Below are 13,890 nucleotides of genomic sequence, written 5' to 3' on the forward strand. Positions count from 1 at the left end.
GCCCCGGGCGGGCCGGGCCATCCCTTTCTTCACGTTCAGCCGTCGATATCCGCGGGAATGTCATCAGCGACCCCCGCCCACCACCCCTCCTCGTCATCCGCCCGCACCTTGATGCCGTGCACGAGGGCATCGATGTCGGGCCCGATCTGGTTCAGCCGCACCAGATCACCCGTCGAGGCGAACACGACGACGTCGAGTTGGTGCGTCTCGTCGCGGAAGGCGTACCAGAGGTTGGCGACGATCTCGTTGTCGTCGAGCACGACGTGCCCCAGGGCTTTGAGGCCCTCGCCGAGGTGGCCGGCGTGGAAGGTGTCGAGTTGGGGCGGGCGGAGGAGTTCGGGATCGTCGGCGCGGCAGAGGCGTCTGAGCGCGCCACGTCGATCGCCTTCGGCGGGACCGTAGGAGACGGTGACAGGTAGGTATTGCTGCCGCAGGTTTCCCAGGTGGATATATGTGTGTTTGCCGAGCGGCTGCCTGGCGTAGACGTCGTAGGTCCGCAGAAGTCGTTTGGCCAGGCGCCGATTCGCGAGCCATCGATGTGGTTGACCACGCAGCACCAGAACTGTTTCGGCCGTCGATCGAGCCCACATGTCCCGCGTACCCCAAGAAGTTTCGGGCGACACGACAGATGGCGTGATGTCAGCCCACAGGTCCAACGAGTAGTACGTGTCGACCCAGCTCATGCTTTCGCTCCTGAGGTGATCCCGATGTCGGGATCGAGCCAACTGGTATGGAACTGGAAGGAGCTCTTCGCGTCGTCGTAAGACGTCAAACTGGGCTTCCATTCGAAGATTCCGCTGCTACCGCTGCTCTTGTCAGCGAGGTCGGCCGTTGAACCAATCACGAATGCTCTCCGGTTTCTTACTGCGTGGCCTTCGACACGCTGCGTCGCTTCCCGCAGCGCCGAATTATCGGCGTGCTTGGCGAGTTCATGCGCATTGACCTTCCGGGCAACTGCGGACTCGCGGGATCCTCCTGCGTTGAAAACGTCGGCCGCCGAAACCTCCGGTTCGTGCTGCGACGGATACTTCGCCGCTGCGCGGGCTTGCGCGTTCATACGTTTGAGCTGGCGCTCCAGGAACTGCCGTCGTGGCTTCGGAATACTCCGATTGCGCAGCTCACGCGCGATCTCCTGCCGGGCTTCGCCCTGCCCCGCCCTCGATGCCGCCACGGCGTCCTTCGCCGCCTGCCGCGAGGCAACCCGCGTGGCGTCCACGCCCGCCGTCACCCCCTGTTCCGCCGCCTTGCCCATGCGCAGCGTGAGGATGGCGACGATGTCGAGGCCGACATCGGCCCACGTGCCGTTGCCGGTGGCGGCCAGGGCGGTGTGGACCAGGGCGGTGCCGTACGTGGCGGCTTCCGCTCCGGCGATGGCCCAGGAGGCGGCCAGGGCGAGCCACGCCGGGGCGGTGGGGGCGCAGGCGATGAGGACGGCGGCGATGGCCACGACGGTGGCGATCCAGCCGATGATCTCCAGCGCTTCGTTGATCCACGCGGCGTTGCGTTCGAGGAGGTTGGAGGCCCAGCTCCAGTACGAATCCTCCAGCGAATCGTCCAGGAGCTCCTCGATCGCGCCGGAGAGGCGGCGCGCGTCGGAGGCGTAGTCGCCGATCGCGCCGTCGAAGGCGGCCTGTGCACGGACGAGTGACGCGCGGGCGTGGTCGAGATCGCTCTTTTGGGTGGGGGTGATATCCGCTGCGGGGAGGGCGTCGAGCGGGTCGATGATGTCCTGTGCGGCGGTGGCGGCGCGGTGGGCGGCGGCCGTCTGGTGCTGGGCGTCCTCGACTGCTTCGGCCCAGGCCGCGACTTTGACGGCGACCTTCTCGTACCGGTCGGCGACCGTGCCGAGCTTCTCCCGCAGGCGGTCCGCGCCGTCCTGGAGGGCGTCCGCGTAGTCGCCCTTGAGGCCGGTGCCGTCGGACAGGGCGCGGAGCCGGGCGATCTGCGTGCGGATCTCTACGGCGGTGTCGGTCATGGTGCGGCGGCCGGTGCGGATGTCGTCGGGGGAGCCGGGCGTGGGGTCGGCGTAGCGGTCCTCGGTGCGCAGGGGGTGCCAGTCGCGCGGGCGGCGGGGCATCGGGGGCGCTCAGCCCTTCGCTCGGGCGGCGAGTTCGCAGTCGATGGCGGCGAAGGCCGCCTTCGTCTCGCGGATGAGGTTGAGGACCTGGCCGAGGTTCCAGAGGGTCTCCTTGCGGTTGTCCCTCCAGTTGTCCGAGAAGGTGTGCATGACGTCGGCCATGCGCGGCTCGCCGACGGCGTCAGCGAGCGCGTCCTGTGTGGCGGGGCAGCGTTGCAGGGCCGCTCGGATGGAGGCGAGGGAGTGCTCCGAGGCGTCGAGGAGGCGCCCGTCGACTTTCAAGTCGGCTGTGCTGGTGCATGTGTTGGACATTTGTCCGGACTCCTGTGGGGTTGTGTTCTTGTGGAACGATCCGTTCTGGCATAGGTCACCGGCATGCATCGGCGACGGAACGACGGACGACGGGACAGGGTGCGGTTGTGACGGTTGGCGGATACCGACTGGTACTGCCCCCCGACTGGGGGCGGATCCCGCTGCGCGCGGGCACCGAGGACGCGATCCGGGGGATCGTGGGGGCCGCTTTCGACGGGTCCCGTGGGGACGCGGTGGCGCGGCTGCGGGTCCGGTTTGGAGGGCCGTTTGCGGGAGTTGGCCGTCCGTGCGCGCCGGGACGGCGCCGGGATCGACCTCTACCTCCCCGTGCGGCAACGGGGTGGAGCCGCACCGTTGCCCGCTTCGTTCATCGTGTCGGAACTGGCGGTGCCGGGACGGAAGGAGCGACGGGAGTACGTCGTGGGGGAGGCCCGACGGGTGGACTACGTGCTGCCGCTCCCCGACGCCGTCCCCGGCCGCTGTCTGGCCGCGGCGTTCTCGACGCCGATCGCCGCTGACGAACCCCGGCTGGCCGAGCTGATGGTGGAGCTGTTCGACGCCGTCATGGGGACCTTCCGCTGGGACATGATCCCCGGCTGACTGTTCCCGAGCATGGGCTACCGCGCCGGCCCGTTCTCCACCGCCCGAAGCCGACGACCTCCCCCGCCCGTCGCCGGTTCCCGGCGGCGACGGAACGCCCGATGAACTCCCGTTGAAGCGCGGGCGTCGGGTGAAAGGGCATTCGGTTCAGAGGGCGAATCCGGGGTTTGGGCGGGTTAGCGTCCCCTTCGGAGGAAGCCATGCCGACGACAGAAGCCGCCCCGAAAGGGGCTGGTGACAGCGCCATCAGTGACACCAGCACCACCATCCCCACGCGACCGGAACCCGCCGCCGCCCCGCACATCCGCCGCCGTGCCACCGCTCTGGCCGCGTTGATCACCGCTCTGGCGTTCTGCGTGGGCGACGCCGTCGCGACGACCTTCCCGTTCGGGCGCCACAGCCGGAGCGTCAGCGACCTGGGCAACCAGTTCGTACCGTTCCACGCCCACCTGTGGGACCTGCTGCACGGCAGGGCCGACGGCGGGCTGCTCGTCAACTGGCAGTCCGGGTACGGCTCCAGCTTCCTTCCCGACCTCGGCACGTATCTGAGCAGCCCGTTCGCCCTGCTGGTCGGCCTCTTCCCGCGGGACGAGATCGACCTTGCGGTGTACGTGATCACCGTCCTGAAGATGGCGTCGGCGGGCGCCGCGATGGCGTTCCTGCTGCTGACGCTGCGCAAGGGCCGCTGGTGGACGGCCGGGGCGCTCGGCGCCTCGTACGCGCTGTGCGGCTGGTCGATGGCGGAGGCTTCGTACAACCTGATGTGGCTGGACGGGCTCATCGCGTTCCCGCTGCTGTGCCTGGTCGGCGAGTGGGCGCTGACGAACCGGCGTCCGGTGCTCGGGCCGCTGGTCGTCGCCCTCGCCTGGACGGCCAACTTCTACACGGCGTACATGGCGACGATCGGCGCCGCGCTCGTCCTGCTGCTGCGGCTGCTGCTCGGCCGCGAGGACGTGCGGAGCAAACTCGCCGTACTCGGGCGGGCCGTGCCGGCGGTGCTGCTCGGCATCGGGCTGGCCGCGCCGCTGATCCTCGTCGTCTTCAAGGCGACGAAGCTCGCGCACCCCGGCCGCGTCAACACCTTCGCGCCCGCCACGGTGCCCGACGTGCTGGCGCGGCTGCTGCCGGGCACGTACACCTTCGAGACACCGGCCGTCTGGGTCGGCACGGCCGCGCTGCTGCTCGCGCTGACCCTGCCGTTCAACACGGCCGTCGCCCGGCGCGAGCGGGCCGGCTGGAGCGCGCTGGTGGTGCTGGTGCTGCTCTCCATGCAGTGGAAGCCGACGCACCTGGCCTGGCACGCGTTCGCCACGCCGAACGGCAGCTCGTACCGGCAGACGTTCGTGCTCTGCGGGGTTCTGGTCATCGCGGGATGGCTCTCCCTCGCGCAGGGCGTGCCGCGGTGGAAGCCGCTGCTCGGCGGGGTCGGGCTGCTCGCGCTGGTGGCCGCGGTCGGAAGTACCAGCGTCATCACGGAGTCCTGGACGGTGCCGCTGCTGGCGTCCTCGCTGGCGCTGGTCCTCGGCAGCCTCGCCCTTCTGCGGACGGCCGAGGCGCGGCGGCGTATCGCCCGCTGGGCGCCGGTGCTGGCCGCCGTGCTGCTGGTCGGCGCGCAGGTGGGGGAGTCGGCGGTCGCGGAGGCGGCGTACGACAAGGCGCGGCTCGGGCGGCTCGACGACTACGGGCCGTGGGGCCAGCGCCAGGACGTGCAGAGCGCCGCGGTCGCGCGGTCCGACGGCTGGCCCGCGTACCGTACGGATCCCGGGATCTGGCAGACGGTCGGCAACGACCCGCTGGTCGTCGGCGGTCAGGGCGCCCAGTACTACAGCAGCCTCACCTCGGAGGTCTGGGCGAGCACCCTGATCGCGCTCGGCGGCGGCTACTCCTCGCGCGGCCGGTCGCCGCGCAGCATCGACGGGCCGGTCACGGACGCGATCTTCGCGGTCGGCGCACGGCTGCACTCCGACCAGGACCCGTTCCGGCACCCGTTGCGCGGCCCGTACACGACGACGGTGTCGGTCTCGCGGATGGACGTCCCCCCGCTGGTGACCGTCCGCCCGGCGGGCGGACCGCTGTCCTACGGCGACAACACGTTCCGCAACCAGGAGGCGCTGCTCGGCGCCGGTGTCTACACCATCCCCGAGGTCGCGGTGCGGGGCGCCGACGGCAAGGTGCCGAAACTGACGCTGGACGGCCGGTACGGGGTCAGCGCGCGTGAGGTGGGGAAGTGGGGGCCCACACAGGTGCTGCGGGCCCACTGCCCGGCGGGCAGCGAGGTGTTCCTGTCCGTGCCGGACTTCGCCGGGCAGGCCGGGTTGCACGGGGTCTCCGACGGGGTGCACTTCGACGCCCGCCCGCCGCAGAACCGCGCGACCGTCCAGCCCATGGGGACGGTGCCGCCCTCGGGCGACGTGCGGGTGGACCTCATAGCGCTGGCGGCCGGAGCGCTGCCGAAGGAGCCGATCGGCTGCCTCGACCCGGCGAAGCTCGCCGCCCGGGTGGCCGAGATGAAGACCACCGGCGCGACGCGGGTGTCGGTGTCCGACGGCCACCTCAGCGCGGAACTGCCGGCCGGCAGCACGGGCGTCGCCGTGATCGCCGCCCCGGCGATCGAGGGGTGGAGCTGCTCGGTGGGCGGCGGCGCCGCCAAACCGGCCGGCAGCCACCTGGGCCTGCTGTCGGTCCCGCTGGACGGCACGTCACGCACCATCAGCTGCGACTTCACGCCGCCGGGACTCATGGTGGGCTCCGCGGTGGGCGGCGCGTCGGCGCTGGGGATCCTCGCGCTGGCCGGGTACCGGTGGTGGTCGCGCAGGCGCCGGGACGCGGAGAAGGGTGCGGGTTCCCAGGTCGTCACCACATGACACCGCGCCCGCCGGGAGGCTGTGGCCGTCCCGGGGGGCGCGGTGAGCAGGTGCGGACGTGGAGCGGGTCCGCGGGGGTGTTACGGCAGGGCGTGCACGTGCGTGCCGACCGAGTTGGACCACTGGTTGCCGTTCTTGGCGTCCCAGTTGGTCGACCAGGCCATCGCGCCGCGCAGCGTCGGCCACTTGGTGGCCGGCTTGAAGGTGCCGCAGCCGGTGCCCTTCGTCAGGCAGTCGATCGCGTTGTTGACCACCGACGGGTCGACGTAGCCGGAGCCCGCGCCGCTCGTCGAGGCCGGGAGCCCGAGGCCGACCTGGGACGGGTCGAGCCCGCCCTGGATGACCGTGCAGGCCTGCGAGGTGATGAAGTCCACGGAGCCCTGCGAGTAGACGCCGCCGTCACAGCCGTTCATCGAACCGCTGTTGTAGTACTGGGTGTTGACGACGGTCAGGATGTCCTTGATCTTGAGCGCGGTGGCGAAGTAGTCGCTCGACGGGGAGAGCATGTCGATCGTCTGCGGCGCCATCGTGATGATGAGCCCCGAGCCCGCCTTGCTGCTCAGGCTGCGCAGCGCCTGCGACATGTAGGTGGAGTTGAGGCCGTTCTCCAGGTCGATGTCGACGCCGCTGAACCCGTACGTCTGCATCAGCGAGTAGACGCTGTTGGCGAAGTTGGTGGCGGAGGCCGAGTCGTTGATCGACACGGTGCCGTTCTGGCCGCCGATGGAGATCACGACGCGCTTGCCGGCCGCCTGCTTCGCCGCGATGTCCGCCTTGAACTGGGCGACGGAGTAGTTCAGTGCCGGGTCCAGGTTGAAGGTGACCCCTCCGGGTGTGCCGGAGGCGTCCGCGAACGAGACGGCGATGATGTCGTACTGGTTCTGCACCTGGGCGATGGTCTGGACCGTCGCGCCGTTGTTGAAGTTCTGCCAGTACCCGGTGAGGACGTGCTTGGGCAGGCTGCCGCTCGGGGGAGTGGTCGGCGGGGTGGTGGGAGGCGTGGTGGGCGGGGTGGTGGGGGGAGTCGTCGGCGGGGTGGTCGGCGGCGTGGTGGGCGGGGTCGTCGGGGGCGTCGTGGGAGTGCCGCCGGGGCCGGTCAGGACGACGTCGTCCGCGAAGTACGCGGGCTGCGCGTACCAGCCGTTGAGGTAGACGGTGACCGAGGTGGTGCTCGCGCCCGTCGTGAACTTGGTGCTCAGCTGCTGGTACGAGCCGGCGGACGGGGTCCAGGTCGAGACGTCCGTGGTGCCCGTGCCGCTGGCACCGAGGTAGACGTACGAGCCCTGCACCCAGGCGCTCAGCGAGTACGCGGAGTTGGGCTTGACGCTGACGGTCTGCGAACACTTGGCGTTGTCGGAGCCGCTGGGGCTGCCCTTGAGCGCCGAGGACCCGCCGTGCACCGGGGTGGAGACGGCCGCACCGCTGCCCGCCGTGCACGTCCAGCCGGACAGTCCGCTCTCGAAGCCGGAGTTGCTGATGAGATTGGTGTCGGCGGCCTGCGCGGTCCCGACGTTGGCTATCGCGAAGCCCGCGGCCACCAGCGAGGCGGCTCCTACGGTGGCGAGGGCCGTACGCGTGACTTTCGGTCTCCGATAAGCATGAGATGCACGTTCCACGACTGCCTCCTGGGGGCAAGGAGTTGGGGGGTGGTGGGGAATGCGCAAGAGGGTTGGGCGACGCGCCCTGCGTGGGTCCAAGTTGGTCCAGACCAATGAGGTTGTCAAGACCTCTGGGGGTCACGGGTCGTTCATGCGACGCATCCGTGCGTTCACCGATCCTGATCCGCGACTTTCCGCACTCATTCCGCTACACATCGATAGGCTTGCGCACGCGAACCGGCTGGTGAACGGTCCTTGCGCAGGACAGGAGGGCTGCGGATGTCGAGCGTCATAACGGTCACGGCGGACGATCTCGCCGTTCCGCTCGAGCAGCATGTCGCGCGCACCTCCGCCGCGCTCGACGCCTACGGGCACCTCATCGCCCTCGCCTCGTCCGACGCGGCCGACCCCGGGCGCCGCCGGCTGCACACCGTGCGCGCCGCGCTCGAGGCGGACCGGATGGCGATCGTCCCCGTCGACCTGCCGCCGCTCGCCGCCGCGCTGCTCGCGGAGCAGCTGCGGCAGCTGGCCGGAACCGACCTGGGCCCCGGCGTGCTCGCGGGCGCGGCCCGACTGCTCTCGTACTACCTGTACTCGGGCGCGCTGCTCGGCTCGGTCAGCAAGCTCGACCGGGTGCCCGTCACGGTCGGCAAACACCTCAAGTCCCTCGTCCCCGGACGGCACTTCGCCGTCATGGCCCACCCGGAGCCGGGACTGTCCGAGGCGGGTTCCGACGCCGTCCCGCCGGGGCCGGGCTTCCTCACCCAGCTCGCGGTCGCCGGGCACGGGCTCGACGTGGGCTGGGTCACCGGCACGCTCGCCCCCGCCTGGCACTCCCAGCACATCCGCGAAGTGCCGCTGCCGGACGGGTCGGCGCGCTGGTGGGGCACCGGCCGGCTGGTCGAGTTCACCGCGTACATCGCGGACATCGGCATCCTGTACCAACTGGTCACGTCGGTCCGCCGGGACACCTGCCCCTGGTGCGGGCTCGAGGTCATCGGCGACCAGTGCCTCTTCTGCTCGACGCGGCTCGGCGGACGTCCCGAAGGGGCGCACCGCTCCGACCGCTCCGACACGTCGGACGGGCCGGGCCGCTCCGGTGGCTCCGGTGGCTCCGGTGGCTCCGGTGGCCGTTCGCAGCAGGTGACGGCGGGCGCGGGGCAGCCGTTACGCCGGCCGCCGCAGCACCAGCGCCCGCTGCCCAACCCCGACCGCCCCCAGCTCGAACCCCATAAGCGATAGGTCTGCCTGCCGATGAATTCACGTCAGCGACGCGGTGTCGTCCTCCTGGTGGTCTCCGTGGTGTGCGCGGTGGCGGCCTTCGCGGGAGTCGTCACGGTCATCGGCAACGCCCGGTCGGAGGTCGGGCCCAAGGTCACGGCGTACCAGCTGACCAAGGACGTACCGGCGTATCAAGCGGTCACTTCCGGGCAGTTGGAGAAGGTGCGGATACCGGAGAAGTGGCTGCCCGACACTGCCGTGCGCGACCTGGCCTCCGTCCAGGGGATGGTCGCGGCGATCCCGCTGAAGCGCGGCTCCCTGCTGGAGTCCGGCATGGTCGCGGCCAGGCCGGTGCTCCAGCCGGGCCAGATGGAGATCGCCATCATGATCGACGCGGAGACCGGCGTCGCCGGCAAGATCACCCCGGGGGCGAAGGTCAACATCTTCGCCACCTTCGCGGGGAAGAAGGACACCGACCCCGACCTCTCGAAGATCATCGTCACCGGGGCGCGGGTCATCGACGTCGGGGAGATCAAGGCGTTCGACAAGAACCAGGACTCGCAACGGCAGGCCGCCCAAGGTGTGCCGATCACCTTCGCCCTCGACGCGGCCGACGCGCAGCGCGTCGCGTTCTCCGAATCCTTCGCCCGCCACGTCCGACTGGCGCTGATCGCCCCGGGTGACAACCGCGCCCCGGCCGAGGGCGACCGCTCGTACACGCTGGCGGGCGACGCGGGAGCGAAGCGGTGAGGGGGCGCGGGGTGCCGGGGCCAGTAGTGACGGGGCGAAGGGGCCAACGCCAGGGCGCCGTTCCGACGGTGCCGTTCCAGGCCGCCCGTACGGCGGCCGCCACCCACTGGGGAGGCCGTCCGTGATCGTGAGGATCCTGTCCGGCACCGCTGATCCCGATGCCGCCCGCGCGCTGGCCGGTCTGTTGCACCAGCTGCCGGGCGCGGAGCCGGGCCCGGCGCTTGCCCGACTCCACGCTGCTGCTCGACACCCTCGCCCGGGCGGCCGAGACGGGCATCGAGGAGCTGCCCGAAGTCGTCATCGTGCACGACGGCATCACCCCGATGCCCGCCCTGGAACTGATACGGGAGGTCGCGCTCCGCTTCCCCGCCGTCGGCGTCGTGCTGCTCACCGCCGACCCGAGCCCGGCCGTGCTCTCCGCCGCGATGGACTCCGGGGCGCGCGGCGTCATCGGGCTGCCGCTGTCGTACGACGAGCTGGGCGCCCGGGTCGAGGCGGCCGCTGCCTGGGCGAGCGGTGTCCGCCGCCACCTCGGCCCGCAGCGGGCGCTGCCCGCCGTGGCCGGCGGCACCCTCGTCGCCGTCGCCGGCGCCAAGGGCGGAGTCGGTACCACCGTGACCGCCATCCAGCTTGCGCTGGCCGCGCACGCCGCCGGACGCTCCACCGCGCTCGTCGACCTGGACCTGCAGGGTGGCGACATCGCCTCGTACCTGGACGTCCAGTTCCGCCGCTCGATGGCCGACCTCGCCGACATCGCCGACATCTCGTCACGCGTCCTGCACGACGCGATGTACCTCCACGAGTCCGGGCCCGCCCTGCTGCTCGCCCCGGGCGAGGGCGAACGGGGCGAGGACGTCACGGACCGGTCGGTGCGGCTGGTCCTGCACGCGCTGCGGCAACGGTACGAGGTGGTCGTCGTCGACTGCGGCACGCAGCTGACCACGGCGAACGCGGTGGCCGTCGAGACCGCTGACACGGCGCTGCTGGTGACCACCCCGGACGTCGTCGCCGTCCGCGCGGCCAAGCGCATGGTGCGGATGTGGGACCGGCTGCAGATCCGCAAGCCGCAGGACACCACGGCCGTCGTCAACCGCTACACGCGCTCCACCGAGATCCAGCCGTCCCTGGTCGCCCGCATCACCGGCACCAAGGTCGCGGGCTCGGTCGTGCCGGCCGCGTTCAAGGAGCTCCAGCCCGTCATCGACGCCGGACGTCTCCACGACCTCGACAACCGCTCCACCGTCAAGCAGGGCCTGTGGGCGCTGGCGGCCGAACTCGGCCTCGCCGTCGGCGGTCCGCAGCCCAAGGCGGCCAGGCGCGGCAGGCGGGGTGCTCTGCGCGACGACCGGGGCCAGGTGATCCTGGAGACCCTCGGCATGACGCCGATCATCCTCATCACCCTGATCCTGGTCTGGCAGGCGGTCCTCGCGGGCTACACGTTCACGCTCGCCGGCCACGCGGCGGACGAGGCGGCGCGGGCGGCGGCGGTGGGCCAGGACGCGGGCGTGGCGGCGCAGCGTGACCTGCCGGGCGCGTGGAACGGCACCACGACCGTCGAACGGGGCGGCGGCAAGGTCACCGTCACCGTGGCCCTCAAAGTCCCCGTCCTCTTTCCCGGCGCCATCGACTTTCCGTTGACGGTGCACGGTCATGCGTCCACGGTGGACGAGGAGGCGAAGCGATGACCGGTACGCGGAGGTGGCACGAACGGCGTGAACGGGGTGAAAGGCGTCAACGGCGTGAACAGCGTGAAAAGTGCCAACGGCGTGAACGGCGTGAACGGCGTGAACGGCGTGTACGGGGCGAAAGGGGCTCCGCGTCCCTGGAGTTCCTCGGCGTGCTGCCGATCCTGCTGCTCATCGCCCTGGCCGGAATCCAGCTCGGCTTCGTCGCCTACGCCGCCAACCAGGCCGGCACCGCCGCCCGCACCGCCGCCCGCACGGCGGCGCTGCGCGCCCCGCACCCGGACGCCGCGGACGCGGGCCGCAGCGCCGTGAGCGACTGGCTGCGCGACGGCACCCACATCTCGCCCCCCTCGGAGAACGGAGACTCCGTCACGGCGACCGCCGTCATCGACATCCCGTCCGTCATCCCCGGCGTGAGCATCTTCGGTCCGGTGCGGCGCAGCGCGACCATGCCGAAGGAATCCGTGACCCGATGAAAGACCTCACACCATGAGCCTGCGCGCCCGCCTCGCCGTCACGGAAGAGGCCACCCCCCAGACCCAAGAGGGCCACATGGTGGCCGTCTACCGCACCAAGCTGCTCCAGGAGATCGACCTCGCCGAGATGTCGGCGCTCGCCACCGCCGAGCGGCGGGCCCGGCTGGAACGGGTGCTCGGGCACATCATCAGCCGCGAGGGCCCGGTCCTGTCGACGAAGGAGCGCGCGGGCATCATCCGCCGCGTCGTGGACGAGGCGCTCGGTCTTGGCATCCTGGAACCGCTCCTCGAGGACCCGACCGTCACCGAGATCATGGTCAACGGGCCGGACAAGATCTACGTCGAGCGGGGCGGCCGGGTCGAGCAGGTCGCCGCCCGCTTCTCGTCCGCCGAGCAGCTGCTGCAGACCATCGAACGCATCGTCTCGACCGTCAACCGCCGCGTCGACGAGTCCAACCCGATGGTCGACGCGCGGCTGCCGAGCGGGGAGCGCGTCAACGTCATCATCCCGCCGCTCTCCCTGAGCGGCCCGACGCTCACCATCCGGCGCTTCCCGCGCGCCTACACCCTTCGGGAACTGATAGCCCTCGGGACCCTCGACGAGCACATGTTGATGCTGCTCTCGTCGCTGGTCCGCGCGAAGTGCAACATCATCGTCAGCGGGGGCACCGGGTCCGGGAAGACGACGCTGCTCAACGCGCTGTCCGGGCTGATTCCGGACGGCGAGCGCATCATCACCGTCGAGGACGCCGCCGAACTGCAGCTGCAGCAGGACCACGTCATCCGGCTGGAGACCCGCCCGCCGAACGTCGAGGGCGAGGGCCGCATCACCATCCGGGACCTCGTCCGCAACTCGCTGCGCATGCGCCCCGACCGCATCATCGTCGGTGAGGTCCGCGGCGGCGAGACCCTCGACATGCTCCAGGCGATGTCCACCGGACACGACGGCTCGCTCGCCACCGTCCACGCCAACTCGGCCGAGGACGCGGTGCTGCGCCTGCAGACGCTGGCCTCGATGAGCGAGGTCAAGATCCCCTTCGAGGCGCTGCGCGACCAGATCAACAGCGCCGTGGACGTCCTCGTGCAGCTCACCCGGCACGTCGACGGCACCCGCCGCATCGTTGAGATCGCCATGCTCTCCTCCCGCGGCCGCGACGTCTTTTGCCTCACCAGCGCGACCCGCTTCCGCGCCGAGCCGCTCGGCGCCGACCGCATCGTCCGCGGCTGGTACGAGCACCACCCGCTGCCGCGCGAGCTCGCGGAGCGCCTGTACCTGGCCGGTGAACACGTCCCGGCCGCCTTCGGCGTCGGCGCCAGCGAGCTGGAACTCGACATCAGGGAGGCCAAGTGAGCGACCAGCTCCCGCTGATCGTCATCGGCGCCACCCTGCTCGCCCTGACGCTGGGCGTCTGGGGCCTGCACGCCTGGGCCGGCGGCCGAGCGGAACGGGCGGCCCTCGTCGAGCGCCTCGCGGGCGAGCCGGGCGACACCGGCCGTCACGTTCCCTTCGCCGCCCTCGACCGCCGGGTGCGCGCGACCGGCTGGGGCCGGCGCCTCGCCGGGGCCGCCTCGCCGCCACCGGCACCGACCTCACCCCCGGCCAGTTCACGGCGGCGGCCATCGGCGTGGTCGGCGGCGCCTGGATCGTCGCCGACGTCATCCTCGCCCCGTTCTTCGGGCCGATCGCCGCGATCCTCGCCTTCTGGTCCGCGTACTCCTTCCTGGAGTGGCGCCGCCGGGTGCGCACCGAACGCTTCATCGCCCAACTCCCCGAACTCGCCCGCGTCCTGGCCAACGCCACCCAGGCCGGCCTCGCGCTGCGCACGGCGGTCGGCATGGCGGCGGACGAGCTGGAGGCCCCGGCGGGCGAAGAGCTCAAGAAGGTCGCCGACGCGATGGCGATGGGCCACTCCGTCGAGGACTCCCTGGCCGAGCTGCAGGAACGCCTCCCCAGCCGCGAACTCATCGTCCTGGTCTCCACCCTCGTCCTGTCGAGCCGCGCGGGCGGCTCCGTCGTCGAGTCGCTCCGCAACCTGACGGTCACGCTGGAGGAGCGCAAGGAGACGAGGAGGGAGATCCGCACCCAGATGTCCCAGGTAACGGTCACGGCGTACGCCGTCCCCGTCATCGGCATCGGCTCGTTGTTCCTGCTGAACCAGATCATGCCGGGGTCGCTGAGCGCGATGACGGGCTCGAACGTCGGGCGCATCTGCGTGCTGGTTTCGCTGAGCCTGTATGGGGTGGGTTTCTGGATGATCCGCCGGATGTCGAGGATCGACGTATGAGGGGCGGGTGGCATTGATGCTG

General features: G+C 71.1%; 10 protein-coding genes and 2 pseudogenes. 8 read left to right on the plus strand and 4 right to left on the minus strand.

Going from position 1 to position 13,890, the window contains the following annotated elements; all coding sequences use genetic code 11:
* Window positions 1-35 precede the first annotated feature (35 nt).
* The 3 genes from M2266_RS22775 to M2266_RS22785 are packed head-to-tail and all read right to left on the minus strand — an operon-like array spanning window position 36 to window position 2,389.
* Window positions 36-683: a hypothetical protein gene (locus M2266_RS22775; RefSeq protein ID WP_277439847.1), complete on the minus strand. Its 648-nt coding sequence runs from the start codon at window positions 681-683 to the stop codon at window positions 36-38.
* The gene (locus M2266_RS22780) at window positions 680-2,077 is read right to left on the minus strand and encodes a hypothetical protein (protein WP_277439848.1); all 1,398 of its coding nucleotides are present in this window, start codon (window positions 2,075-2,077) and stop codon (window positions 680-682) included. Before M2266_RS22780 ends, M2266_RS22775 begins: the two co-directional genes overlap by 4 nt.
* Window positions 2,078-2,086: 9 nt before the next feature.
* The gene (locus M2266_RS22785; protein ID WP_277439849.1) at window positions 2,087-2,389 is read right to left on the minus strand and encodes a hypothetical protein; all 303 of its coding nucleotides are present in this window, start codon (window positions 2,387-2,389) and stop codon (window positions 2,087-2,089) included.
* A 354-nt stretch (window positions 2,390-2,743) separates the two neighbouring features.
* Between M2266_RS22785 and M2266_RS22790 the strand changes: the two genes are divergently transcribed.
* Both M2266_RS22790 and M2266_RS22795 read left to right on the plus strand, forming a co-directional pair.
* Window positions 2,744-2,989: a hypothetical protein gene (locus M2266_RS22790; RefSeq protein WP_277439850.1), complete on the plus strand. Its 246-nt coding sequence runs from the start codon at window positions 2,744-2,746 to the stop codon at window positions 2,987-2,989.
* 200 nt (window positions 2,990-3,189) lie between these two features.
* The gene (locus tag M2266_RS22795) at window positions 3,190-5,853 is read left to right on the plus strand and encodes a YfhO family protein (protein WP_277439851.1); all 2,664 of its coding nucleotides are present in this window, start codon (window positions 3,190-3,192) and stop codon (window positions 5,851-5,853) included.
* 80 nt (window positions 5,854-5,933) lie between these two features.
* Here the strand turns inward: M2266_RS22795 and M2266_RS22800 are convergent, their stop codons facing one another.
* Entirely contained in the window at window positions 5,934-7,391 is a 1,458-nt protein-coding gene (locus tag M2266_RS22800) for a glycosyl hydrolase family 18 protein (protein WP_346780923.1), read from the minus strand.
* A 339-nt stretch (window positions 7,392-7,730) separates the two neighbouring features.
* Between M2266_RS22800 and M2266_RS22805 the strand changes: the two genes are divergently transcribed.
* From M2266_RS22805 to M2266_RS22830, 6 genes and pseudogenes are all read left to right on the plus strand, one after another.
* Complete coding sequence (locus M2266_RS22805) at window positions 7,731-8,693, plus strand: hypothetical protein (RefSeq protein WP_277439852.1); 963 nt, start codon at window positions 7,731-7,733, stop codon at window positions 8,691-8,693.
* A gap of 12 nt (window positions 8,694-8,705) precedes the next feature.
* Entirely contained in the window at window positions 8,706-9,422 is a 717-nt protein-coding gene (gene cpaB / locus M2266_RS22810) for a Flp pilus assembly protein CpaB (protein ID WP_277439853.1), read from the plus strand.
* 121 nt (window positions 9,423-9,543) lie between these two features.
* Window positions 9,544-11,107 (plus strand): annotated as a pseudogene (locus M2266_RS22815) (AAA family ATPase).
* Between the two features lie 137 nt (window positions 11,108-11,244).
* A complete protein-coding gene (locus M2266_RS22820) occupies window positions 11,245-11,583 on the plus strand; it encodes a TadE/TadG family type IV pilus assembly protein (RefSeq protein WP_277441311.1) in 339 nt (112 codons plus the stop codon).
* A 13-nt stretch (window positions 11,584-11,596) separates the two neighbouring features.
* The gene (locus M2266_RS22825; protein ID WP_277439854.1) at window positions 11,597-12,934 is read left to right on the plus strand and encodes a CpaF family protein; all 1,338 of its coding nucleotides are present in this window, start codon (window positions 11,597-11,599) and stop codon (window positions 12,932-12,934) included.
* Window positions 12,931-13,868, plus strand: a pseudogene (locus tag M2266_RS22830) (type II secretion system F family protein). The gene M2266_RS22825 and the pseudogene M2266_RS22830 overlap by 4 nt, the downstream one beginning before the upstream one ends.
* Window positions 13,869-13,890: the final 22 nt, after the last annotated feature.

It is taken from the genome of Streptomyces sp. SPB162, from assembly GCF_029504575.1.
Lineage (GTDB): Bacteria > Actinomycetota > Actinomycetes > Streptomycetales > Streptomycetaceae > Actinacidiphila.